Origin of the sequence: Agromyces subbeticus DSM 16689 (assembly GCF_000421565.1) — a bacterium.
GTDB classification, from domain to species: domain Bacteria; phylum Actinomycetota; class Actinomycetes; order Actinomycetales; family Microbacteriaceae; genus Agromyces; species Agromyces subbeticus.
In genome coordinates this window covers 1-23,470 of record NZ_ATXG01000001.1, presented here as the reverse complement: position 1 = coordinate 23,470, position 23,470 = coordinate 1, and the positions used below count along the sequence as shown (strand labels likewise).

Below are 23,470 nucleotides of genomic sequence, written 5' to 3'. Positions count from 1 at the left end.
ATCATCGCAGCGCCCTGCGAGGATACGACCATGACGATCACCGACGCGCCATGGCGGCCGCCAGCGACATCGACGGCACTCCGGCTCGAGCAGATCCAGCCGGCGCTGATCGATGCGCTGGCAACGGGCGCAGTCCTCGATGACCTCACCGGTAGCGAAGCCATCACGCCCTATCTCGCCGGCCCCGAGTGCGCGGGGCTCTGGCGCATGCGCAGCGCTCAGCTCGCGCACACGCCGGCGGATGCCCCGTGGGTCACGCGCTTCATCCTGGTCGACGGCGAGACCGCCGCCGTCGGCCTCGCCGGTTTCCACGGGCAGCCAGACGAGAACGGCATGGTCGAGATCGGATACCGAGTCGACCCCGCACAGCGACGACGCGGCTACGCCCGCATCGCGCTCGAGACGCTGCTCGCGGCCGCGGCTGACGACGCCCGAGTGCGGACGGTCCGCGCGACGATCAGCCCTGAGAATCACGCGTCACGAGCACTCATCGATCAGTACGGTTTCGTCGCCGTCGGCGAGCAGTGGGACGAGGAGGACGGCCTCGAGATCGTCCTCGAGGTCGCCGCCTGATCCGCGCTTCCGTCAGCCCTCGACGGCACCGGCCCGCGCGACCTCGCCGAGCCAGGCGAGGCTCGGCTTCGGCCGGCGCTCGAAGGTCTGCGGGTCCCAGCCGATGAGACCGAACGTCGGGCGGAAGCTGCCCCACTCGTAGTTGTCGAGCGCGCTCCAGTGCAGGTAGCCGCGCACGTCGACACCGTCGGCCATGGCCGCACCGACCGCCTGCAGTGCGCCCCGCGTGTAGTCGACGCGGCGTGCGTCATCGGCGGTCGCGATACCGTTCTCGGTCACGTAGACCGGCAGTCCGTTGCGCGCCCACGAATTACGGATGCCGTCGCCGATCGCCGCCGGGTAGTACTCCCAGCCGGTGAGCGTGCGCTCCGCGGCATCCGGAATCGGCAGAGGCCCGTCGGCGCCGATCTTCGTGCGCGTGTACGCCTGCACCCCCACCCAGTCGTCGCCGGATGCTGCGTCGAGGAACACGTCTTCGCGAGACCACCCGTAGTCTGCGGCCACCCGCTCGGCACCGGGCTCGGCCTGATACGCCTGCGTCGCCACCGACCAGCCGGCCTTGCTGCCTGCGCCCCGCACCAACCCGGCGGCGCGTTTGTGCGCCGCGATCAGTCGGTCGGTCACGTGCGGCACGCCCGGCGGAAGCCCGATCGACGGGAACCCGACCTCGGGGTCGGCGAGCACCGACACCATGTTGGGCTCGTTGATCGTGCAGACGAGGTCGACGCCGTCGATGATCGGCAGCGCGGCCTCGACGAAGCGAGCGAAGCGGTCGACCGAGGCATCCGTCAGCCAGCCGCCGTCGCGCGCGAACCAGATCGGGTTCGTGAAGTGGTGCAGCGTCACCATCGGCTCGAGGCCGAGGCCGCGCGCGGTGTCGACCATGCGCCGGTAGTGGTCGATCATCGCCCGCGAGACGAACCCCTCTTCGGGCTCGATGCGCGCCCACTCGATGCTGAACCGGTACGAGTTCAGCCCGGCATCGGCGAGCAACGCCATGTCTTCGGGGTAGCGGTGGAAACTGTCGGCCGCGTCACCCGAGGGCGACTCCACCGGGGCACCGGGCAAGTGCCCGTGCTCGCGCTGCCACCAGTCGGAGTTGACGTTGTTGCCCTCCACTTGGTGCGCGGCGGTCGAGGCACCCCAGAGGAAGCCGTCGGGGAAGCGGATGTCGGTCATCCAGGTCTCCTTGCTTGTTGCGTGTTGCTTGCTTGTTGCGTGGTCGCGGCCGAATCCGTCACTTGATTCCGGTGAGCGCGATGCCCTGCACGAAGTAGCGCTGCAACACCACGAAGATGAGCAGCACGGGCACGACCACGACGACGGCGCCCGCCATCATGAGGCCGTACTGCGCCGCGTTCTGGCCCACCGAGTAGAGCGCGAGCGCGACCGGCAGGGTGTACTTGTCTTCGCTCGTCGCGACCACGAGTGGCCAGAGGAAGTTGTTCCAGCTCGCGAGGAACGTGAGGATCGTGAGCGTCGCGACCGCGGGCCCGCAGAGCGGCATGATCACCCTGAGGAAGATGCGCCACTCGCTCGCGCCGTCGATGCGCGCGGCCTCGATGATGTCGTCGGGCAGGCTCAACATGAACTGCCGCATGAGGAACACCCCGAGCGGCGTGATCAGGAACGGCAGAATCAGCCCGGGGTAGGAGTTCACGAGCCCGAGGTTCGCGGTCAGCACGAAGAGCGGCACGAACGTCACGACTCCCGGCACCATGAGCGTCGCGAGCACGAGCACGAAGAGCAGGCGCTTGCCGCGGAACTCGAGCTTGGCGAGCGCGTAGCCGACCATCGACGAGAACACGATGTTGCCGAGGGTCACGAAGACCGCGACGATGATGCTGTTCGTGAAGAAGGTCGTGAAGTCCAGCCGACCGAACAGTTGCGTGTAGTTCTCGACGGTCGGGTCGATCGGCCAGAAGTTCGTCGGGTACTGGCGGATCTCGGCCGTGGTCTTGAACGAACCGAGGATCATCCATACGAACGGCATGACCATCGCGACGAGCCCGACGCTCAGCACGACGTAGAGCCACCACTTCGGGCGCGGTCGACGACGCCCGGTGCGGTTCGGCGGGGCAGCGGATGCCGCGGAGCGGGCGACATCCGTCACCGGGGCGTTGCCGGTGGTCGACGACATCAGTCCTTCTTTCCGAGCAGCCGGAACTGGATCAGCGACAGCGCCACGATCGCGAGGAACAGCACGTAGCTCGCGGCGGACGCGAACGAGTAGTTACCGAACCCGAACTGGTTGTAGGTGTACATCGCCGTCGAGAGCGTCGAGTCGAGCGGGCCGCCGCGAGTCATCACGAACGGCTCCTCCAAGAACTGCAGGAAGCCGATGCCCGTAATCACCGCGGCGAAGAGCAGCGTCGGCCGCATCGCGGGCAGCGTGATGTTGCCGAAGCGCTGGAACGCGTTCGCCCCGTCGACCATCGCCGCCTCGTGGTGTTCTTTCGGCACGCCCTGCAGGCCCGCCAAGAAGATCACCATGAGCGTGCCGATGTTGCGCCACACGGCCATGAGGATGAGCGACGGCAACGCCCACGTCGTCGACTGCAGCCAGTCGGGCCCGTTGATGCCGAACCAGCCGAGAAAGGCGTTGAGCAGGCCGTCGGGCTGCAGGATGAACCGCCACACGATCGCGATCGCGACGATCGACGTGACGACCGGCGCGTAGTAGCCGACCCGGAAGACCGTGCGGAACTTCGCGATGCCGGTGTTCAGCGCGAGCGCCACGGCGAGCGCGAGCGCCATCGTCACGGGCACGCCGACGATCACAAAGATGCCCGTGTTCAGCAGCGAGCGCAGGAAACGCGGGTCGTCGAAGAGCTTCGCGTAGTTCTCGAAGCCAACGACGTTGACGTTGAACGGCGTCTGCAGGTCGCGAGTCGTGAGGTCGGTGAAGCTCATCAGCAGCGACGCCACGATGGGGCCAGCCATGAAGACGAGGAAGAGGATCACGAACGGGGCGGCGAAGCCCCACGCGATGAGCGTGGCGCGCCGGCTCCGGCGCGATGCCGCACGGGCACGCGTCGGAGCCGACGGGGTGAGGGCGACCATCGCTACTGGCCGGTGCCGATCGACTCGGCCTGCTGCTGCACCGCGGCGAGCGCGTCGTCGACGCTCGTCTCACCGCGGGTGACCTTCTCGAGCTCCTGGTCGATGACCGCCGAGACCTGCGCCCAGGTCGGAATCGCCGGCGGCGCCTTGGAGTCGGCCAGCTGCTCGCCGAAGACGCTGAGGTACGGGTCATCCGCGAACACCGGGTCGTCCCACGCCGCCTGCACGCTCGGCAGGTCGCTCGAGATGTCGTACCAGGCGACCTGGGTCTCGGGCTCGCTCAGCCAACGCACGAACTTCCAGGAGGCGTCGCGGTTCTCGCTGTCGTCGAAGACGGCGAGGTTGCCACCGCCCGTGAAGCTCGTGCGACTGTCGGCGCCCGGCACCATCGCGACGGCGAACTTGTCAGCGAACTCAGGGCCGCCCTGCTCGAGCAGGAGGCTCACGTGGTACGGGCCACTGTAGAACGAGCCGACCTCGCCCGAGATGAACTTCTGCTCGATCTCGCCGCCCTCGAGCCGCACGGGCTCGGAGATGCCCTCTTCGAAGAAGCTCGCGTAGAACTCGAACGCCTCTTTCCATTCGGGGCTGTCGAGCGTGAACGTCGTGCCGTCATCGGCGAGGATGTCGCCGCCCTGCTGCCAGGCGAGCGGGGTCACGTACTGCCAGGAGTCGAAGCCGCCCGGCGGCAACGAGACGCCCGAAGTCGCGCCCTGCTGCTGCAGCGCCTTCGCGAAGGCCTTGTACTCGTCCCACGTCTCGGGCGCCTCGACGCCGGCCGCCTCGGCCAGATCGGTGCGGTAGTAGAGCACGCGGGTGTCGACGTACCACGGCACGCCGTAGGCCACCTCGTCGACGATCGTGGTGTCCCACGATCCCTCGAAGAAGTCGCCCTCGTCGACGAGGCCGTCGGGCGTCGGCTCGAACGCGCCGGTCGCGGCGAACTCGCCGACCCACGTCGTGCCGAGCATCGAGATGTCGGGCGTCTCGCCACCGGCGATCGACGTCGCGATGCGGTCGTGCGCACTCTCCCACGGCACCGCGGTGACGTCGATCGTGACGTCGGGGTTCTCCTCTTCGAACTGCTTCGCGAGCTCGCCGAGCACCTCGCCCTCGTTGCCCATCGCCCAGACTTCGACCGTGCCGGTCGCCGGCTCGTCGTTGATGGCGCCCTTGCTCTCGGGGCCGCCTGCGCCGCCCCCGTCGCCTCGCCCGCATCCGGTCAACATGATCGCGCCGGCCGCGACGACGGCGCCGGCCGTCGTCACCCGTCGCAACCCTCGGTTCGATCTCCATCGATTCATCGCTCGGCCTCCATTGGTCGCTTGCATTGCTGGCTTGGTGCGCCACCACCATAACTCAAAAACCTTACAACCGATAGGTTTTTGGCTCGGGGTGCGCTAGATTCTCCATATGGGACAGGCGGAGACGGATGCCGGGGGCGGCACGCCAGCCGGCGAGGCATCCGTCTCTCGACCCGTGCGCGGTGCGCGCGGCAGTTACGCGAAGGGGCAGGCCAAGCGCCAGGAGATCGTGGATGCGGCGCTCGTCGTCTTCGGTCGCAGCGGGTTCCACAGCGGCTCGCTGCGCGAGATCGCGAAGCGCGTGAACCTCACCCCTGCGGGGCTCATGCACCACTTCGCGGGCAAGGAAGAACTCTTCACCGAGGTGCTCCGCCAGCGCGACGCCCGGGTGCAGTCGGCGGCGGGCGACGTCTCGGAGTTCACGCTGCTCGAGCAGGTGCGCAAGGTCGTCGCCTACAACCAGACCACTCGAGGCCTCACCTCGCTCTACACCGTCATCTCGGCCGAGGCGACCGACAGCGAGCATCCGGCGCACGACGAGTTCGCCCGCCGCTACGCCGAGAGCGCGGCGTCGGCCAGGCAAGTGCTCGCCGACGCGCAGCGCGACGGGCTCATCCGCGCCGACATCGACACGGCACACGCGGCGCGACTCATCTCGGCCGTGATGGACGGCCTGCAGCAGCAGTGGCTGCTCGATGAGACCGTCGACATGACCGCGCTGTTCGACGAGTTCGTACGCGGCTACCTGCTCGAGCCCCGCGACTGATCCGTCGGGTCAGCCGGCTGTAGCCGCGATCTTCGACTTCGCGTAGTGCCTGCGCGCCTTCGCGCGATTGCCGCACGTCTCCATCGAATGCCACTTGCGGGCGTTCGCGCGACTCTCGTCGATGAGGAAGTGCTGGCAGTCGTGCGCCGCGCACGGCCGGATGCGGGAACCCTGTTCACCCTGCAGCGCCGCCCACTCGCCGAGAGCCCGCGCCCCGATCGCCCGCGCAGGGTCGACCTCGTCGACCCACTCGAGACCGCTCTCGCCGACGCGGGCGCGCTTGCGCATCGCACCGGCCCACGGTTCGAGCACCGCGGCATCCGCTTCGCCTCGAAGGAAGGGCACGAGCACGTCGCGCACCGCCCGGGCGTCGGCCACCTCGGCCGTCGAGCCTGCGGCACCATGCGAGTGCAGCCAAGCGGATGCCTCGGCGTCGTCGCCGAGCTCGTCGTGCACCTGGTCACCGATCACGAGCCGCGAATTCACGAGGTCGAGCAACAGGGAGGTGGACATGGGCTCTCGATTCTGAACGGAAAGTTATAACCATCATAACTCGGTAGACAGGTTGGAATGTTCGCGCTATGGTTTCGTTATAACCAACACACCGAGCCACACCGGTTAGGTAGAAGTCACGAGGAGCGAGACATGTCGACCATCACCGTCGGAACCGAGAACAGCACCCCGATCGAGCTGTACTACGAAGACCACGGCACCGGGCAGCCGGTCGTGCTGATCCACGGCTATCCGCTGAACGGCCGCTCGTGGGAGAAGCAGTCGGCGGCCCTCCTCGAGGCGGGCTACCGGGTCATCACCTACGACCGCCGCGGCTTCGGGCTCTCGAGCCAGCCGACCACCGGGTACGACTACGACACGTTCGCCGCCGACCTGAACACCGTGCTCGAGACGCTCGACGTGCGGGGCGCCGTGCTCGTCGGTTTCTCGATGGGCACGGGCGAGGTCGCCCGCTACCTGAGCACGTACGGCAGCGAGCGCGTCTCGAAAGCGGCCTTCCTCGCTTCGCTCGAGCCATTCCTGCTGCAGACCGACGACAACGCCACGGGCGTGCCCGCCTCGGTCTTCGAGGGCATCGAGCAGACCGCCAAGGCCGACCGCTACGCGTGGTTCGACGGCTTCTACCAAGACTTCTACAACCTCGACGAGAACCTCGGCTCGCGCATCAGCGAGGCTGCATTGCGCGGCAGCTGGAACGTCGCGGCCGGCGCGTCGTGGTTCGCCTCCTCGGCGGTCGTGCAGTCGTGGCTCACCGACTTCCGCGGCGACATCGAGAAGATCGACGTGCCGGCGCTCATCCTGCACGGCACCGCCGACCGCATCCTGCCCATCGACGCGACCGCCCGCGAGTTCACCAAGCGGCTGCCGTCCGCCGACTACGTCGAGATCGAGGGCGCGCCGCACGGACTGCTCTGGACCCACGGCGCCGAGGTCAACGAAGCGCTGCTCGCCTTCCTCGTGAAGTAGGGCTTGCAGCACGACTCCGGCAGAGTGAGCGGATGCTGCGGCATCCGCTCACGCGTGTGCGAACGGTCATGCGGGGGTTTTCCCCACGGCGCCGCGAGCAACGCGATGGATAGTCTCGAATGAGAGGCTGGCGAGGTGCCGGGCTCTTCGACAGGGGAGATTGAATTGCGCATGGCTGCCACACGACCGCGCGGATCAGCCGGTGCGAGACGAACGGCACGCGCCGTTCTCGCCGGAACGATCGCCGTGGCGACCGCCGCGGTGCTGAGCGGCTGCGCGTTCCTCTCCCCGCCCGAACGATTCAGCGACGACGCAACCCTGAGCGACCAGGTGAGCACCATCGAGATCGATGAGCCGGGCGGCAGCGTCACGGTGCGCGGCGTCGAAGGGGCGACCGGCATCGAGCTCTCGCGCACCGTCTCGTACCGGGGCGAGCGAACGGAGCGCGAGACCCACGAGGTCGATGGCGACGTGCTCGTGCTCAGCGGCTGCGGTCGCAACTGCACCGTCGACTACACGATCGAGCTCCCGGTCGGTGTCGACGTGCGCGGGTCGACCTCGAACGGCTCGATCGAGCTCACCGGGGTGAACGCCGTCGAGGTCTCGACGAACAACGGCCGGGTCGAACTCGACGACGTGACGGGCGGCATCGACGCCGAGACGAGCAACGGGCGCATCGAGGGCCGCGACCTCGCCGGCACGGGCGTGCGGGCGAGAACGTCGAACGGCGCCATCGACCTGCTGCTCTCGACGCCGCAAGACGTCGACGCCCGCACGTCGAACGGGGCGATCGAACTCGCGGTGCCGACCGACGGTGCCGGCTACCGAGTGGCGACCGACACGTCGAACGGCTCGGTCGACGTCGAGATCGCCGAGGATGCCGCCGGCGAGTTCCTGCTCGACCTCGCGACGTCGAACGGCGCGATCACGGTGACGGGCGACTGAGCGGCCCCCGCTAGAACACCAGCCCGTGCCGCTCGACCAGCGGCATCGTCGCCTCGAAGTCCACGTCAGCGCCGTACTCGGCCGCGAGCGCGGGAAGCGTGTCTGGTGAGTACTCGCCGCCGGGCTCGCCGAATCGACGGAACATCGCCTCGAGGCCGCCCGGCACGATGATCTCGAGCACGCGGAGCTCGTCGTCGCCCGCGTTCCAGAAGGTGTGCCAGCGTCCGCGCAGCTTGGTGACCAGGTCGCCCGGCGACGCCGTGATCTCGACTCCCTCTTCGATCACCCCGAGCGTGCCCGCCAGCACGAACGAGTATTCGTCTTCGCGGCTGTGCCGGTGAATCGGGGCAGCCAGCACCTTCGGGTCGAGCACGTGCTCGACGAGCGCGATGCTGCCTCCGGAGGCCGCGCTCTCGAGGAGGTATCGATCGAGCATTCCCGGCTCGACGGTGACGTCACCCTTACCCGCACGAAGGATGTGAGGGCCAGCTGAAGTGTCCATAGCGCCGATGATACGACCGCAGCTTCTGCGCCGACACCGCCGTTCGGCGGGAAGCTGCCGAACCGGAAGGGGCTACTCCCGCACGGCGAACTCGCCGAGCACCGCCTCGAGCTGCTCGACGGCCCAGTCGAGGTCAGCCTGCTCGACGACGATCGGCGGCGCGAGCCGAATCGTCGAGCCGTGCGTGTCCTTCGCGAGCACACCGCGACGCATGAGCGCCTCGCAGACTTCGCGGCCACTCGCGAGCGCGGGGTCGATATCGATGCCGGCCCAGAGCCCGGCACCCCGCACGGCGACGACCCCACGGCCGAGCAGCGCGAGCAGGCGCTCATGCAGGTGCGCGCCGAGTTCGCGTGCGCGCTGCTGCGGCTCGCCCGTCGCGAGCATGCGCACTACCTCGAGCCCCACGGCCGCCGCGAGCGGGTTGCCGCCGAACGTCGAGCCGTGCTCGCCCGGCTGCAGCACACCGAGCACGTCTCGGTCGCCGACGACCGCCGAGACGGGAACGATGCCGCCGCCGAGCGCCTTGCCCAGCAGGTAGAGGTCGGGCACGACGCCGACGAGGTCGCACGCGAACGTCGCGCCGACCCGGCCGAGCCCCGACTGGATCTCGTCGGCGATCATGAGCACGTTTCGGTCGGTGCAGATGCCTCGCACCGCGGGCAGGTAGCCGGGCGGCGGCACGACGATGCCGGCCTCGCCCTGGATCGGCTCGAGCAGCACGGCGACCGTGTTCTCGTCGATGGCGGTCTCGAGGGCGGCGGCATCGCCGTAGGGCACGGTGCGGAAGCCCGGGGTGAACGGCCCGAAGTCCGTTCGCGCGTCGGGGTCGTCGCTGAACGAGACGATGGTCGTCGTGCGGCCGTGGAAGTTGCCGGCCATGACGACGATGTTCGCGGCATCCGCTGCCACGCCCTTCACGCGGTAGCCCCACGCGCGCGCGACCTTGATGCCCGACTCGACGGCCTCGGCGCCCGTGTTCATCGGCAGCACCATCTGCTTGCCGCAGAGCGCCGCGAGCTCGGTGACGAACGGCCCGAGCCGGTCATTGTGAAACGCGCGGCTCGTCAGGGTGATGCGCCCGAGCTGCTCGCGCGCCGCCTCGACGAGCCTCGCGTTGCCGTGGCCGAAGTTCACGGCCGAGTAGGCGGCGAGGCAGTCGAGATACCGGCGCCCCTCGACATCCGTCACCCAAGCGCCTTCGCCCGACGCCACGACGACCGGCAGCGGGTGGTAGTTGTGCGCAGCGTGCTCTGACTCGATCGCGATGGCGGCCTCGCTTGCGGTCTCTGCGACCGTCTCGGGCGCGGTCGCGGCGGCGGCCGTCGTGATCGTTGACGTGTTCGTGTTCATCGGCGCAACTCCAAGGTGCAGCACTTGACGCCGCCGCCGCCGAGCAGCAGCTCGGAGAGGTCGACGCCGATCGGGTGGTAGCCGTGCTCGCGCAACTGCCGCGAGAAGTCGGCCGCGCGCGACGCGATCACCACATTGCGGCCGTCGCTGAACGCGTTGAGGCCGAGCACCGCGGCATCCGTCTCGGTGGCGATGATCGCGTCGGGGTAACGCTCGCGAAGCAGGGCGACGGATGCCTCGTCGAACGCGCTCGGCAGGTAGGCGATGTGCTCTTGACCGGGCGTGGCATCGAGCACGGCGACCGCGGTGTCGAGGTGGTAGAAGCTCGGGTTCACGAGGCGGAGCGTCACGACCTCGCGCCCGAAGATCTTGGTGAGTTCATCGTGCGAGCGCGAGTGGCTGCGAAACCCGGTGCCGGCGAGGATCGTGTCGCCGACCAGCAGGAAGTCGCCCTCGCCCTCGTTGACCTCGACCGGCTCGCGCACGTCGAAGCCGGCCTCCGCGAACCACTGCATGTAGGCCGGGCCTTCGGGCTGCCGTTCGGGGTGTGTGAAGCTCGCGCCGTAGGCGATGCCGTCGATGACGAACCCGCCGTTCGCGGCGTAGACCATGTCGGGCAGCCCCGTGATCGGGTCGATGAGCTCGATCTCGTAGCCCAGGCGCTCGTAGGTGTCGTAGAGCACCTGCCACTGCGCGAGCGCGAGGCTCGTGTTCGTCGGCATCGCGGGATTCATCCACGGGTTGATGCGATACGCCACGGTGAAGTGCTCTGGGCGGCACATCAGCACGCTACGGCCGGTGGCACGCCGCTCGGGCCTCGTGCCGGGCTGCTGCGCAGGGCGTTCGCCGGGCTGCTCGCCGGTCTCGACCACCGTCGACATCTCACTCCTTCGAGAGTTGAGCGGATGCCGCGGGCCGAGGCTCGCGGCATCCGCTGAGTGCAAACCGGCGGACCAGGTCGCTCTCCCGAGCCCCGACGACGACGTTCGGGTTTCGCCGCCGTCGAGACGCCTCTTCCAGTGTGGACGGAATCGCGGCACGGTTGGCGGCGTCGAGCGCAACTTTCGTGCTCGTTCGCCGTCTGCGCACCGTTTTCGTGCGAGGGAAGGCCGGCGGATGTCGCGACTCGAGCGTCTTCGGCGGGAGTTGCCGCTGACGATCGACTGAGGCATCCTGAAGACCGACCGGATCGCCGTCTCGATCGCGATCCGCCGGACGAACGACAGGGGCCGGCATGGCGGAGTCTGCGCACGACGATGAGGTCGGCCGAGACGAGCGCATCGCACGGCTGCAGCAACGCCTCTACGGCCCCGGCTCGTCGGCGTCGGAACGTGCCGGGGCCGCTGCCGAGCTCGCGAGTCTGCAGTCGGCCGCACCCGACCAGCAACCGGTCATCGCCGGCGAGGCCGCCGATGGGTCGAGGACTGCGGCGACCTCGATGGCATCGGCAGCTCGTGTACAGGCGGCGCCGTCGAGCAGGCCGCGCACTCACGAGCTGCGCTGGGTGATCGGCGCCGCGGCAGCCGCGCTCGCGGTCGGCCTCGCCATCGGCTGGCAGCTCGGCGGGCCGGCGGCGTCGGCGACGGACCCGACGCCTTCGGAGGCTCCGCTGACGGCAACCGCGCCGGCACTGCCGCCGGACATCTCCTCAGACGATGAGGCTGCCGGCGGCATGGTGGAGGTGGTGGATGCGCCCATGACAGCGGTGTTCGACCGTGCCGCGACCGACGCAGACCTGCTCGATCCGGCTTGGGCGGCGACGTTCGAACTCGATGCCGCAAGCGTGCGTCTGCTGCTCTCCCGACCCGACGGGCTTCTCGTCTACGGCGCGACGCGGGGTGCCGAGATCTGCCTGATCGCCCTCTACCCCGCCCCAGCGGGGATCATGAACGGAACGCCGACCTGCAGTTCTCTCGGGATGGTCGACAGCAGCGGCCTCAGGGTCATCGCGTGGAACGAGGCTGCAGCGGCACAGGCCGTCGTGCACTGGCGTCCGAACGGCACCGTCAAGCTCGGCGAGATGGGCTCGCGGCAGGAGACCCCGCCGACCCCCGAATACGACCCGGAGAACGAGCAGTGAAGCCCGAGAGCGATCGGCTCGCCCACCTGCAGCGCATCGTCTACGGCACCGGCACCGGCGCCTCCGACTCGGAGCGCGCCGAGGCCGCCCGCGAGTTGGTCGCGCTGACCTCACCCGGGCAGCCTGCGGAGACGGACGGAACCGGTGAGCTCAGCCCGGTTCGCCCGTCGACGAGCATGCCCGGCGATGCATCCGCGGGCACATCCGTCGACGCATCCGCCGGCACGACCGCCGGCAGTGCTGCCGACTTCACCGAGGGCCCCGCCGTCGAGCGCCCGTCGTGGGTTCGCCGCGCGATCATCGCGGCCGCCGCGGCACTCGTGATCGGTGTGCTCGCGGGCTGGCAACTGGGCGCGCGTGAGGCCGCGGCCGACGCCGATCGCGCCGCGTCCGAGACCGCAGCCTCGGCAACGCCCTTCCCGGGCCCGCGCACGCAAGCCGAGTTCCTGGCATCACAGCCGGTTGCAGCGGGGTCGGCCGCCGCTGCGGTGTTCCTTCGGCCCGCGACGGACGCCGACGTGCCTCCGGCCACCCTGGTTCCCGACTTCGGCAACGGTGCGATCGAGACCCGTCTGCTCGCGACTCGCTCCGATGGCTCGCGCGTCTTCGCCGGCCGCGATGACTCCGAGTACTGCCTCATCCTCACGATGGGCGGCGACCTCGGCGGAGCAGCGACCTGCACGTCAGACGGCCGGTTCCCGCATGACGGACTGAACGTGGGCTGGTCGAGCAGCGGCGCGACCCCGACCTTCGACGTGATCTGGCAGGCCGACGGAACATTGATCGTGTCGGCCGCCGGTTGAGTGGCCCGCGGTTGCGCAGCCGGCGGCTGCGCAACCGGCTCGCAGTGAGCGCTCAGCCGTTCTTCGCGTCCCGCCAGGCGAGCCAGCGCTTCACCGCGTCGAGCGAGTAGTCGGGCCCGCCGATTCCGATCGTGAAGAGACGCACGCCGGCCGCGAAGAGGGCGTCGGCGTGCTCGACGTCGACGCCGCTGCGGTCGAGCTCGTTCGAGACGGTGATCTCCGAGACATCCCGCCCGACCTCGTCGCCCCAACGCCGAAGAACGTCGAGCTTGTGCGCCAGCTCGGTGGGCTCGACGAAGGAGTGCCAGATGTCGGCGTGCTCGGCGACGATGCGCAGCGTCTTCTGCTCGCCCTTGCCGCCGATCATGATCGGGATGTCGCGCGTCGGCGCCGGGTTGAGCTTCTGCCAGCGCTCCTCGATGCGAGGCAGCGCCCCGGCGAGCGCCCTGAGCCGTGAACCCGGGGTGCCGAACTCGTAGCCGTACTCGTCGTAGTCGCGCTCGAACCAGCCCGCGCCCGTGCCGAAGATGAAGCGCCCGGTGCCGCCCTTCGCGCTGATGTGGTCGATCGTGCGGGCCATGTCGGCCTGCAGGTCGGCGTTTCGATACGAGTTGCAGCTGACGAGCGAGCCGAACTCGACGCGCTCGGTCTGCTCGGCCCACGCACCGAGCATCGTCCAGGCCTCGAAATGCAGGCCCTCGCGGTCGCCGCTGAGCGGAAAGAAGTGGTCCCAGTTGAAGACGATGTCGACGCCGAGGTCTTCGAGGCGAAGCACGGTGTCGCGAATGGCGGTGTACTGCGCGTGCTGGGGCTGCACCTGCACACCGAGACGCACGGGGGTATGGAGAGACATCCGCTCAGCCTATGGGCGGCGCGTTTCAGGCGCGTATCGTCGAGCGGACGCCGCGGCGCGAGGCCGCCTCCATGTCAGGCTGCCGCCCGCGTGCTGCGGTGCACCCGGCACGGGCCGCTCAGGCACGCACAACGGATCATCTGCGTCAAGGGGCGCATGAAAACTGCGTCATATCGCGCCTCGACGCAACCGATCGACATACAATCCGAGGATGGACAACCTCGACCGCGCCATCCTCGACCTGCTGCGGCAGAACTCCCGTGCCGGGTACGGCGACATCGGGTCGTCGGTGGGCCTCTCCGCTTCGGCCGTCAAGCGGCGCGTCGACCGCTTGGTCGCCGACGGTGTCATCCGCTCGTTCACCATCCAGGTCGACCCCGCCGTCGACGGCATGTCGACCGAGGCCTACGTCGAGCTGTTCTGCCGCGGAACCGTTGCGCCCGACGAGTTGCAGCGCATCCTGCAGGGCGTGCCAGAGGTCGTCTACGCGGGCACGGTGACCGGCAGCGCCGACGCCATCGTGCACATGCGAGCCCGCGACATCGCCTCGCTCGAGGACGCGCTCGAGCGGGTGCGCGTGGCCCCGAACGTCGACCACACCCGCAGCGCGATCGTGCTCTCGCGCCTGGTCAACCGCAACCGCGACTGACCCGGTCATCGGGCGAAGAGGCGCTCGAGCTTGACGGCGCAGGTTTGTAGTAATACATTAACAGCATGTCCCTCGAATCGGCCGAATGGTCTCTGCTCGGCATGCTGACGGCCTTCGTCGTCATCGGCGCCGCCACTCCGCTGTGGATGTCACGGCCCTCGAGCATCGGACGCTTCGCACGCACTGTCGGGCTGCCTCTCGACGGCGATGTCGAGCTCGAACGCACGATCGCCGCGCGGCTCCGAATCCGTGCGGGTTGGGGTGCACTCGGAATGGTCGTGGCAGCCGGCATCGGCGTGCTGCTCGTGCTGAACGGCGCTCTGACCGCCCAACACGCATGGGGTGCGACCGTCTCGCCGGTCTCCGGGCTCGTGCTCGCCGGGCTCGTGCTCGCCGGGCGGGGCATCGGCACTGCGATCTCGATCCTGCCCGCACCGCCCGAGGTGCAGCGCCACGGTGCCCGCATCGCACGCCTGCCTCGACCGACCGTGGCCGACTACGTCGCGCCGATCGAGCGTGTCGGGGCTCGCATCTTCGTGGGCTTCGGTGGGCTGCTGGCCGTCGCCGCCGCCATCATGCCGACTCCCCCGGAAACCCGACTGTTCATCGGCGTCACGGCCGCCGCAGCGATCGCAGCGCTGGCCGGCGCCGAGTGGGTCTCGTCGGCACTCGTGTCGCGACCGCAGCCTGCCGTGAGCGAGCAGCTGCTCCGCTGGGACGACGCGTTGCGCGCCCAGACGCTCCGCGACCTCGTCTCGGTTCCGCTCATGGCCGGCGGCATCACCGTCGTCGCATCGATCTTCGCCATTCCCGACTTGCCGGCGTTCGCAAGCACGATCGGGCAGGTCGTCGGGAGCGTCATCACATACGCCACGCTGATCGCGCTGATGGTCGTCGCCATCGTCTCGATCGCGATGGAGCCGGCTCGCTACTACCTCAAGCGCCTCTGGCCGGCGCAGTACGCCGAGACGAAGCCACCCGCATACGGTTCGGCGGCCGTGGCGCCACCGGCGCCCTCGCCCGAGGGCGCATGATGCTGCTCGAACTCGACCCCGAGTCATCCGTTCCGCCGTATGAGCAGTTGCGTCGGGCCGTGATCGACGGCGTGCGCGCCGGCACGCTCGTGGCCGGCGTGCGGCTGCCGCCCGTGCGCACGCTCGCGACCGAGCTCGGCCTCGCCGCCAACACGGTGGCGCGCGCCTACCGCGAGCTCGAGCGCGACGGCGTCATCGAGACGCGCGGGCGCAACGGCTCGTTCGTCTCGGCGACCGGGGACCCGACCGAGCAGCAGGCGCAGCTCGCGGCATCCGCCTACGCCGAACGCATCGCGCAGCTCGGCCTCGACGCCGAACACGCGCTCGCGATCGTGCGCGCCGCCCTGCGGCCCGGCACCTGATCCGACCGCCGTTCGCGGCGTCGGGCCGCCCTCACTCGTCGGGAATCGGCTGCTTCGGCAGCTTGCGCACCTTCGCCCGGCGACGGCGGCGCTCGGGGATCATCGATCGCATCTCTTCGAGCTTGCCGAAGCAGAGCAGGCGGTCTTCGCCCTCGAGCACCACGCCCTTGCGCGGGTTCGGGATGACGGTCGTGCCGCGGTGCAGCGTGAGCACCGTGATGTCGCGCTCCCAGAGGCCGGAGTCGCCGAGCGTCGTGCCCACGAGGTCGGCGTTGCCGTGCACGACGAGCTCGGCCACGCCGTAGCCAGTCGACACGGTGAGCCGCTGGCGCACGTCGATCTCGGGAAAGCCCACCTGGTTCGCGATGTGGTCGATGATCGCGCCCGCGACGTCGAGCTTCGTGGCCGATTCGATGCCCTGCAGCCCCGGCGAGGAGTTGACCTCCATCACGAGGGGGCCGCCGTCACCCTCGAGCATGTCGACGCCCGCCACCCGCAGGCCCATGATCTGCGCCGAGCGCACCGCCGCCTGCTCGTACTCGGGCGTCAGCTCGACGGACTCGACGGTGCCCCCGCGGTGCACGTTCGAGCGGAACTCGTCGCCGCTCGCGCTGCGACGCATCGCGGCGACGACCCGGTCGCCGACGACGAGGGCACGGATGTCGCGGCCGCGGCTCTCTTTGATGAAGCGCTGGATCAGCACGTTCTGCTTCGTCGAGTGCAGGGTCTCGATGATCGCCTCGGCGACCTTGACCTCGGGGGCGAGGATGACGCCGATGCCCTGCGTGCCCTCGAGCAGCTTGATGACGACGGGCGCGCCGCCGACCCGCTCGATCGCGGGGCGCACGTCGGCGCGATTGCGCACGAACGCCGTGGCGGGCATGCCGATGTTGTGGCGCGAGAGGATCTGGTTGGCCCGCAGCTTGTCGCGCGAGTTCGTGATGCCGTTGGCGGTGTTGGGCGTGTAGACGTCCATCTGCTCGAACTGCCGCACGACGGCGGTGCCGAAGTACGTGACCGAGTTGCCGATGCGCGGCAGGATCGCGTCGTAGTCGGAGAGCCGCCGGCCGCGGTACTGCAGGTCGGGCTCTGGCCCCGACAGGTCGATCGCGAAGCGCAGGGTGTCGAGCACCTTCACCTCGTGCCCCCGCTGCTGTGCGGCCGTGCGAAGCCGCTGGGTGGAGTACGCCTGAGGGGCGCGCGAGAGGATCGCAAGTTTCATCGTCAGCCCCTGCAAAGATGGTCGAGTGGGAGAGCCCGTCTATTCAAACACCATCGCGGGATGGCGCGAATGGGTGAGCCTGCCCGGAGCCGGGGTGCCGTGGATCAAGGCGAAGCTCGACACCGGTGCGCGCACCTCGTCGTTGCACGCGTTCGACCTCGAAGAGCTTCGCCGCGACGACGTGCCGAGCGTGCGGTTCGGCGTGCACCCGTGGCAGAACTCCGACGAAGACGCCGTCGTCGTCGAGTGCCCCGTGCACGACCGCCGCTCGGTGCGCAGCTCGTCGGGTCACACCGAAGAGCGCATCGTCGTGCTCATGCACGTCGTGCTCCTCGACCGCACGATGACCGCTGAAGTGACGCTCACGAACCGCGACGAGATGGGCTTCCGCATGCTCATCGGCCGCGAGGCACTGCGCCAGGGCTTCATCGTCGACTCGGCGCGCTCGTTCGTCGGCGGGCGCGCCCCACGGGGCATCCGTCGCCGCAATCGCGGCCGCGCCGTGCCACCGCCGGTCGAGTAGCGAGCGCCAGCGAGCGAATCGAGACCCAGTTCAAAGGGTCTCGATACGGCCGCGGGCGGCCTACTCGACCGGCGAAGTCGCCTCAGATGACCCCGTCGGAGATCGTCGTCGGGTTGCCGAAGCGGTGGTTCGTGATCGAGATCGCCTGCTCGTGCAGGAACGGCAGCAGCTCCACGCGACCCGAGGGTGTCACGGGGTGCGACCACACTGCGACATCCGGCGTGCCGCCGAGCGCCTCTGCGAGAGCGGATGCCCCGCCGCCCACGAGTCTCACGCGAGGGGTCGACATGCCGCGCTTCGCGGCACGCGCGAGCCACGCGGCGTCGTCTTCGCGCACGATGCGGATGTCGCGCGCCGCGAGCAGGGTGCGCACGCCTTTCGGCAGCTCGACCGCCGTCGAGACCGACAGCGCCGACTTCGCGAGCAACCCGGCCGCGATGACCCGCAGCCCCTCGGCGAGCGTCGCCTGCTGGCCGATACGCACGGTCACGGGCAGCGAGCGGTAGCGGAAGAGGTTGCGCTCGGCGCCGACGCCCGAGACGTCCTTCACGACGCCGTACTCCTCGGCCCACGCGAGTTCGTCGGAGAGGGCAGACCGGCGCAGCACGTCGAACGACTCGTAGTCGAGCGCTGATTGCGAGGCCTCGATGAGCTCGGCGACCCGCTTCTCGAGCCCGCGCAGGTGCAGCGTGCTCGACGAGGTGCCGTGCTGCGGCAGCCACTCCCCCAGGCCGAAGAGATAGTTGGGCCCACCCGCCTTCGCGCCGGCGCCGACGGCCGAGCGCTTCCAGCCGCCGAACGGCTGACGCTGCACGATCGCGCCGGTGATGCCGCGGTTGACGTAGAGGTTGCCCGCTTCGACCCGGTCGAACCAGGTCGCGAGCTCGTCGGGGTCGAGCGAGTGCAGGCCCGCGGTGAGGCCGTAATCGACGGCGTTCTGCAGGCGGATCGCCTCGTCGAGGTCCTTCGCGTGCATCACGCCTAGCACGGGGCCGAAGAACTCCGTGAGGTGGAAGTAGGAGCCGGGCGCGACGCCGGTGCGGATGCCGGGCGACCAGAGCCGGCCGCTGTCGTCGAGGCGCTTGGGCTCGACGAGCCACTCCTCGCCGATGCCGAGCTGGGTGAGCGCGTGCAGCAGCTTGCCGTTCGCGGGCTCGACGATCGGGCCCATCTGGCTCGTCGCCTGCTCGGGCCAGCCGACCCACAACGAGGTGGCCGCGTCGACGAGCTGGCGGCGGAACCGCTCGGACTTCGCGACCGAGCCCACGAGGATCACGAGCGAGGCGGCCGAGCACTTCTGGCCCGCGTGCCCGAAGGCGCTCTTCACGACGTCGGATGCCGCGAGGTCGAGGTCGGCCGACGGGGTGACGATGATCGCGTTCTTGCCGCTCGTCTCGGCGAGCAGCGGCAGGTCGTTGCGGAACGACCGGAACAGCTGCGCCGTCTCGTACGCGCCGGTGAGGATGACCCGGTCGACGGCCGGGTGCGAGACCAGCTCGCGGCCGAGTTCGCGCTCGCCGATGTCGACGAGGGTGAGCAGCTCGCGCGGGATGCCGGCCTCCCACAGCGCCTCGACCATGACGGCGCCCGAGCGCTGGGCGAGCTTCGCGGGCTTGATGATGACGCCCGAGCCCGCGGCGAGCGCGGAGAGCACGCCGCCGGCGGGGATCGCGACCGGGAAGTTCCAGGGCGGGGTGACGACCGTCAGGCGCGACGGCACGAAGATCGCGCCCTGCACGTGGTCGAGCTCGCGGGCGCGCTCGGCGTAGTAGTGGGCGAAGTCGATCGCCTCGCTGATCTCGGGGTCGGACTCGGCGATCGTCTTGCCCGTCTCGGCCGCCATGACCTCGATCAGGCGGTCGCGGTTCGCGGCGAGCGCGTAGCCGGCGCGGTGCAGCACGGCGGCGCGCTCGGCACCGGGAAGCTCGCCCCAGGCCCGGCCACGAGCGGCGACCGTCTGGATGGCCCGCTCGAGGGTCGCGGCGTCGTCGATGCGTGCCGCGGCGATCGTGTCGACACCGAGCCGCGAGGTGGGCACCCGCTCGAGAATGCGACGGCCCCACTCGCGGTTCGCCGCGAGAGCCGGGTCGGTGTCGGGTTCGTTGCGGAAGCCGGGCGTCGCGCCCGGGCCACCGAGGCCCGTCGTCGAGCGGTCAGCGGATGCCGCAGCATCCGTCAGTTCGGATGCATCGTCGCCGACGGAGCCGCGAGTGATGCCGAGCACGACGCTCGTGAGCGACGGGTCGTGCTCGTGCTCCGTGCCGGGTGCGGGCGCGTCGGGCACGTTCATCGCGGCGGCGAGCGCCTCGTCGTTCCATTCGGTGCGCCGGTTCTGCGTGCGGTTCGGCGCGGGTGCCGTCGCGACGGGCGTCTCGAGTTCGGCGAGCGACGCCAGGTAGCGCGCCTGCTCGCGTTGGAATAGGGGTTCGCTCGAGCTCAGCTCGAACACGGCCGACATGAAGTTGTCTTGGCTCGCGTTCTCTTCGAGCCGGCGGATGAGGTAGGCGATCGCAACGTCGAACTCGCTCGGGTTGACGACCGGCGTATAGAGCAGCAGGTTGCCGACGTCGCGGCGCACGGCCTCGGCCTGGCCGGTCGCCATGCCGAGCAGCATCTCGAACTCGACGCGCGACTCGACCCCGCGCTCGCGCGCGGTGAGCCACGCGTGGGCGACGTCGAAGAGGTTGTGGCCGGCGACGCCGAGCTTGACGGCATCGGTGCGCTCGGGGGTCATCGACCAGTCGAGCACGCGCTTGTAGTTCGTGTCGGAGTCCTGCTTGGAGTCGTAGGTCGCGAGCGGCCAGCCGTGCACGGCCGCGTCGACGTGCTCCATGGCGAGGTTCGCGCCCTTGACGACGCGCACCTTGATCGGCGCACCGTCGGCCGCGCGGCGGTTCTTCGCCCAGGCCGTGAGCTCCTGCATCGCACCGAGCGCGTCGGGCAGGTAGGTCTGCAGCACGATGCCGGCCTCGAGGCCGCGGAGCTGCGGCTGGTCGAGCAGGGTCGTGAAGACCGCGATCGTCAGGTCGAGGTCGCGGTACTCCTCCATGTCGAGGTTGATGAACTTCGGCGTGCGGCTCTTGGCGGCGAGCTCGTAGAGCGGCGTGAGCTTCGCGACGACCTTGGCGACGGCCTCGTCGAACGACCACATCGACAGCTGGCTGACGACGCTCGAGACCTTGATCGACACGTAGTCGACGTCGTCGCGGGCGAGGAACTCGAAGGTGCCCGAGAGGCGACGGTCGGCTTCCTCCTCGCCGAGCACGGCCTCGCCGAGCAGGTTGAGGTTCAGCCGGTTGCCCGACTCGCGCAGGGTCGCGATGGCGGGGCCGAGCTTGTCGGGCGTGGCGTCGAGCACGAGGTGGCCGACCATCGCGCGCAGCACCCGGCGCGCGATCGGAATCACGATCCACGGCAGCACCGGCGCGACCACGCCTCCGACCCGGATCGCGGCCTTCAGATACCACGGCAGGAACTTCGGCGTGAGCTTCGCGACCTGCTCGAGGTTGCGCCCGGCCACGCCGAGGTCTTCGGGCCGCATGACCCCGTCGACGAACCCGACGGTGAAGTCGAGGCCACGGGGGTCTTTCAGCACGCCGGCGAGCCGCTCGGCGGCGGGATCGACGGGGTGCTCAGCGCTCTCGGCGAGCCAGCGGCGCACGAGGGCGACGACGTGATCGGTGTTCGGCCGGGCGTCCGTGGCGGCGTTCGACATGGTCACGAGGGTACTGTCCTTTGCTTCGTGCGCGCCGGGGAAGCGCGCCTGTCGGGTTCAGTATGCGCCGGGGACATCCGTTCGGTAAAGCGAATGAATCTGAACGATACTGTTCGGAAGAACCGAAAGATCAGCGGATGCCGCGGAGGTGCCCATGCTCGACGTACGACGCCTGCGACTGCTCGTCGAACTGAGCGATCGTGGCACCCTCTCGTCGGTCGCCGAAGCGCTCTCGTACAGCCCGTCTTCGGTGTCGCAGCAGCTCAGCCAACTCGAGCGCGAGGCCGGGGTGCCGTTGCTCGTGCAGGTCGGGCGCCGGGTGCAGCTGACCCCGCAGGCCGAAGTGCTCGTCGGCCACGCCCGCGCCGTGCTCGACCGGCTCGAAGAGGCCGAGTCCGAGGTGGCGCGGTCGCTCACGACGGTCGGCGGCACGGTGCGCATCGCGGTGTTCCAGTCGGCGGCGCATGCCGTGGTGCCGCAGGCGCTCACCCTGTTGCGCGCCGAGCACCCCGCACTGCGGGTCGAGGTCACCGAGCGCGAGCCCGATGTCGGGCTCTTCGAGGTCTCGGCGCGCGACTTCGACCTCGTGATCGCCGAGCAGTATCCCGCCCACACCCGTGCGCACCGCGACGAGCTCGACCGCGTGCACCTCGTCGCCGACACCATCCGGCTCGCCCTGCCGCCCCATCCGTCGTCGCGACGCGCCACCCCCGCCGGTCGAGTAGCGAGCGCCAGCGAGCGTATCGAGACCTCGCTGCTGGCCGCCGCGACGATGCCCTGGGTACTCGAACCCGAGGGCACGGCATCGCGCGACTGGGCCGAGCAGCTCTGCCGCGAGGCCGGTTTCGAGCCCGACGTACGCTTCGAGACGGCCGACCTGATGGCGCACATCCGGCTGATCCGGTCGGGCAACGCGGTGGGTCTGCTGCCCGACCTCGTGTGGGCGGGCGAGACGCCGAGCGTGACCCTCGTCGACCTGCCGGGGCACCCCGAGCGCGAGGTCTTCACCTCGACCCGGCACGCCGCAGCGGCCCGGCCGGCGGTCGTCGCCTGCCGCGATGCGCTCGCTCGCGCGGCGCGCGCAACGGCCACGCCTTCGGGCCGGTGAACGAGCGGCTGGGTACGCTGTGCCCATGTCGCGAACGATGCATCGCTGGGCCGCCGTCGGAATGATCGTGCTCGCTACCACGGTGCTCGCGGCATGCGCGGGCAACGCCGGCCCGGATTCCCCGGCAGCGGCCGACCCCGCTGGCACGTGGGGCGACACCTCGATGACGAGCGAGCCCTCGCTCGTGCTGTCGGCCGACGGCAAGCTGACCGGCACCGACGGCTGCAACCGCCTGACGGGCTCGTGGAACGCGGACGAGCACACAGGAGATCACGCCGATGGCAGCCCGATCGCCTTCGCCGACGTCGCCTCGACCCGCATGATGTGCCAAGACGTCGACACATGGCTCTCGAACCTCGCGACCGGCACGATCTCGGGCGACACCCTCACCGTCTTCGACAAGTCGGGCGCCGAGATCGGGACCTTGCCGCGCACGGAGTAGCCGAGCACGGGCGACCGGCGAGCTACGCCCTGACGGATGCCGCGGCGATCCGCTCGCCCATCGCGGCGACGAGTTCGAGCACCTCGGGAGACGCATCGAGTCGGTAACTCACGCCGCGCGGGATCCAGATCAGTGCCATCGTCAGCGCTTCAGCGGTCTCGGCCTCGAGTGGCCAGGCGCACGTCTCGGCATCGATCGCGACAAGCTCCCGGCCGTACCAGCCGAGGTGCTCGGCGAGCGAGGCGCGCGGCAGGTCGACGATCGCCCGTGCCGTGACGTTGCGGCTCCGCCAGCGCAGTGCGGTCTCGACACGGTCGCGCGCCTGCTCATCGGTCATCGGCCGGGGCTCGAACTGCACCCGTGTCTGGAACAGGTCGCTGATGCGGTCGAGGCGGAAGGTGCGCCAGTCGTCGCGCTGCCGGTCCCACGCGAGCAGGTACCAGCGGCGGGCGACCGGCACGAGCCGGTACGGCTCGACCACTCGCGACGACGACTCGCCCGCGGCATCCGTGTACGTGAAGCGCAGCCGCTCGGAGTCGCGGCACCCGAGCGCGAGCAGGCCGAGCAAATCGGTGTCGATCTCGGGTGCCGGCCGACCCGAGCGTGCGGAACCGGGGCCGCCGACGCCGACGGCCGCGTGCGACTGCAGCGCCTCGATGCGCCGCCGGAGGGCGGGTGGCAGCACCTGCTCGAG

24 protein-coding genes are annotated in these 23,470 nt (G+C 69.8%); 12 read left to right on the top strand and 12 right to left on the bottom strand.

Annotated elements, in window-relative coordinates:
- Positions 1 to 30 precede the first annotated feature (30 nt).
- Entirely contained in the window at positions 31 to 573 is a 543-nt protein-coding gene (locus tag H521_RS0100120; RefSeq protein WP_026481717.1) for a GNAT family N-acetyltransferase, read from the top strand.
- Positions 574 to 585: 12 nt separating this feature from the next.
- On the opposite strand, the gene H521_RS0100115 is transcribed toward H521_RS0100120, so the two are convergent.
- Genes H521_RS0100115 through H521_RS0100100 form a run of 4 tightly spaced genes read right to left on the bottom strand, consistent with a single transcriptional unit; the run spans position 586 to position 4,904 of the window.
- Positions 586 to 1,752 (bottom strand): glycoside hydrolase family 1 protein, encoded by a 1,167-nt coding sequence (locus tag H521_RS0100115; RefSeq protein ID WP_022890999.1) that lies wholly within the window; start codon positions 1,750 to 1,752, stop codon positions 586 to 588.
- Positions 1,753 to 1,810: 58 nt separating this feature from the next.
- Complete coding sequence (locus tag H521_RS0100110) at positions 1,811 to 2,713, bottom strand: carbohydrate ABC transporter permease (protein WP_022890998.1); 903 nt, start codon at positions 2,711 to 2,713, stop codon at positions 1,811 to 1,813.
- Entirely contained in the window at positions 2,713 to 3,636 is a 924-nt protein-coding gene (locus H521_RS0100105) for a carbohydrate ABC transporter permease (RefSeq protein WP_022890997.1), read from the bottom strand. Before H521_RS0100105 ends, H521_RS0100110 begins: the two co-directional genes overlap by 1 nt.
- A gap of 2 nt (positions 3,637 to 3,638) precedes the next feature.
- Positions 3,639 to 4,904, bottom strand: a complete 1,266-nt coding sequence (locus tag H521_RS0100100; protein WP_022890996.1) for a sugar ABC transporter substrate-binding protein — start codon at positions 4,902 to 4,904, stop codon at positions 3,639 to 3,641.
- Between the two features lie 145 nt (positions 4,905 to 5,049).
- Between H521_RS0100100 and H521_RS0100095 the strand changes: the two genes are divergently transcribed.
- Positions 5,050 to 5,706 carry a TetR/AcrR family transcriptional regulator gene (locus H521_RS0100095; protein ID WP_022890995.1) on the top strand — a complete coding sequence of 219 codons (657 nt, stop codon included), beginning with the start codon at positions 5,050 to 5,052 and terminating at the stop codon, positions 5,704 to 5,706.
- 9 nt (positions 5,707 to 5,715) lie between these two features.
- On the opposite strand, the gene H521_RS26350 is transcribed toward H521_RS0100095, so the two are convergent.
- Positions 5,716 to 6,219, bottom strand: coding sequence for a CGNR zinc finger domain-containing protein (locus H521_RS26350; protein ID WP_022890994.1), 504 nt, complete (start codon positions 6,217 to 6,219; stop codon positions 5,716 to 5,718).
- 132 nt (positions 6,220 to 6,351) lie between these two features.
- Between H521_RS26350 and H521_RS0100085 the strand changes: the two genes are divergently transcribed.
- Both H521_RS0100085 and H521_RS0100080 read left to right on the top strand, forming a co-directional pair.
- Positions 6,352 to 7,185, top strand: a complete 834-nt coding sequence (locus H521_RS0100085) for an alpha/beta fold hydrolase (RefSeq protein WP_022890993.1) — start codon at positions 6,352 to 6,354, stop codon at positions 7,183 to 7,185.
- A gap of 171 nt (positions 7,186 to 7,356) precedes the next feature.
- Positions 7,357 to 8,130 (top strand): DUF4097 family beta strand repeat-containing protein, encoded by a 774-nt coding sequence (locus H521_RS0100080; RefSeq protein ID WP_022890992.1) that lies wholly within the window; start codon positions 7,357 to 7,359, stop codon positions 8,128 to 8,130.
- A gap of 10 nt (positions 8,131 to 8,140) precedes the next feature.
- On the opposite strand, the gene H521_RS20485 is transcribed toward H521_RS0100080, so the two are convergent.
- The 3 genes from H521_RS20485 to ddaH all read right to left on the bottom strand — a co-directional run bounded on the left by H521_RS20485 (position 8,141) and on the right by ddaH (position 10,767).
- On the bottom strand, positions 8,141 to 8,632 hold the full coding sequence (locus tag H521_RS20485; protein WP_026481712.1) for a cupin domain-containing protein: 492 nt from the start codon (positions 8,630 to 8,632) through the stop codon (positions 8,141 to 8,143).
- 72 nt (positions 8,633 to 8,704) lie between these two features.
- Positions 8,705 to 9,985 carry an ornithine--oxo-acid transaminase gene (gene rocD / locus H521_RS0100070; protein ID WP_022890990.1) on the bottom strand — a complete coding sequence of 427 codons (1,281 nt, stop codon included), beginning with the start codon at positions 9,983 to 9,985 and terminating at the stop codon, positions 8,705 to 8,707.
- Positions 9,982 to 10,767: a dimethylargininase gene (gene ddaH, locus H521_RS0100065; RefSeq protein ID WP_245560925.1), complete on the bottom strand. Its 786-nt coding sequence runs from the start codon at positions 10,765 to 10,767 to the stop codon at positions 9,982 to 9,984. The genes rocD and ddaH overlap by 4 nt, the downstream gene beginning before the upstream one ends.
- A gap of 452 nt (positions 10,768 to 11,219) precedes the next feature.
- Here ddaH and H521_RS0100060 point away from each other — a divergent pair, with 452 nt between their 5' ends.
- Both H521_RS0100060 and H521_RS0100055 read left to right on the top strand, forming a co-directional pair.
- The gene (locus tag H521_RS0100060) at positions 11,220 to 12,065 is read left to right on the top strand and encodes a hypothetical protein (protein ID WP_022890988.1); all 846 of its coding nucleotides are present in this window, start codon (positions 11,220 to 11,222) and stop codon (positions 12,063 to 12,065) included.
- Positions 12,062 to 12,868 (top strand): hypothetical protein, encoded by an 807-nt coding sequence (locus H521_RS0100055; RefSeq protein ID WP_022890987.1) that lies wholly within the window; start codon positions 12,062 to 12,064, stop codon positions 12,866 to 12,868. The genes H521_RS0100060 and H521_RS0100055 overlap by 4 nt, the downstream gene beginning before the upstream one ends.
- Positions 12,869 to 12,920: 52 nt before the next feature.
- On the opposite strand, the gene H521_RS0100050 is transcribed toward H521_RS0100055, so the two are convergent.
- Positions 12,921 to 13,721, bottom strand: coding sequence for an LLM class F420-dependent oxidoreductase (locus H521_RS0100050; protein WP_026481709.1), 801 nt, complete (start codon positions 13,719 to 13,721; stop codon positions 12,921 to 12,923).
- A gap of 211 nt (positions 13,722 to 13,932) precedes the next feature.
- On the opposite strand from H521_RS0100050, the gene H521_RS0100045 reads away from it, so the two are divergent.
- From H521_RS0100045 to H521_RS0100035, 3 genes are all read left to right on the top strand, one after another.
- Positions 13,933 to 14,370, top strand: a complete 438-nt coding sequence (locus tag H521_RS0100045; RefSeq protein WP_022890985.1) for an Lrp/AsnC family transcriptional regulator — start codon at positions 13,933 to 13,935, stop codon at positions 14,368 to 14,370.
- A 65-nt stretch (positions 14,371 to 14,435) separates the two neighbouring features.
- Complete coding sequence (locus H521_RS0100040) at positions 14,436 to 15,404, top strand: hypothetical protein (RefSeq protein ID WP_022890984.1); 969 nt, start codon at positions 14,436 to 14,438, stop codon at positions 15,402 to 15,404.
- The gene (locus tag H521_RS0100035; RefSeq protein WP_022890983.1) at positions 15,401 to 15,766 is read left to right on the top strand and encodes a GntR family transcriptional regulator; all 366 of its coding nucleotides are present in this window, start codon (positions 15,401 to 15,403) and stop codon (positions 15,764 to 15,766) included. The genes H521_RS0100040 and H521_RS0100035 overlap by 4 nt, the downstream gene beginning before the upstream one ends.
- Before the next feature lie 31 nt (positions 15,767 to 15,797).
- Here the strand turns inward: H521_RS0100035 and H521_RS0100030 are convergent, their stop codons facing one another.
- Positions 15,798 to 16,988 (bottom strand): RimK family alpha-L-glutamate ligase, encoded by a 1,191-nt coding sequence (locus H521_RS0100030; RefSeq protein ID WP_022890982.1) that lies wholly within the window; start codon positions 16,986 to 16,988, stop codon positions 15,798 to 15,800.
- A gap of 25 nt (positions 16,989 to 17,013) precedes the next feature.
- Between H521_RS0100030 and H521_RS0100025 the strand changes: the two genes are divergently transcribed.
- Positions 17,014 to 17,511, top strand: coding sequence for an ATP-dependent zinc protease family protein (locus tag H521_RS0100025; RefSeq protein ID WP_022890981.1), 498 nt, complete (start codon positions 17,014 to 17,016; stop codon positions 17,509 to 17,511).
- A gap of 82 nt (positions 17,512 to 17,593) precedes the next feature.
- Here H521_RS0100025 and H521_RS0100020 read toward each other — a convergent pair whose 3' ends face one another.
- Positions 17,594 to 21,226, bottom strand: coding sequence for a proline dehydrogenase family protein (locus H521_RS0100020; RefSeq protein WP_022890980.1), 3,633 nt, complete (start codon positions 21,224 to 21,226; stop codon positions 17,594 to 17,596).
- A 154-nt stretch (positions 21,227 to 21,380) separates the two neighbouring features.
- Here H521_RS0100020 and H521_RS0100015 point away from each other — a divergent pair, with 154 nt between their 5' ends.
- Positions 21,381 to 22,334, top strand: a complete 954-nt coding sequence (locus tag H521_RS0100015; RefSeq protein ID WP_022890979.1) for a LysR family transcriptional regulator — start codon at positions 21,381 to 21,383, stop codon at positions 22,332 to 22,334.
- A 25-nt stretch (positions 22,335 to 22,359) separates the two neighbouring features.
- Positions 22,360 to 22,776 carry an META domain-containing protein gene (locus H521_RS0100010; RefSeq protein ID WP_022890978.1) on the top strand — a complete coding sequence of 139 codons (417 nt, stop codon included), beginning with the start codon at positions 22,360 to 22,362 and terminating at the stop codon, positions 22,774 to 22,776.
- Between the two features lie 22 nt (positions 22,777 to 22,798).
- On the opposite strand, the gene H521_RS24740 is transcribed toward H521_RS0100010, so the two are convergent.
- On the bottom strand, positions 22,799 to 23,470 hold a 672-nt coding region (locus H521_RS24740), incomplete at its 5' end, for a helix-turn-helix transcriptional regulator (protein WP_022890977.1).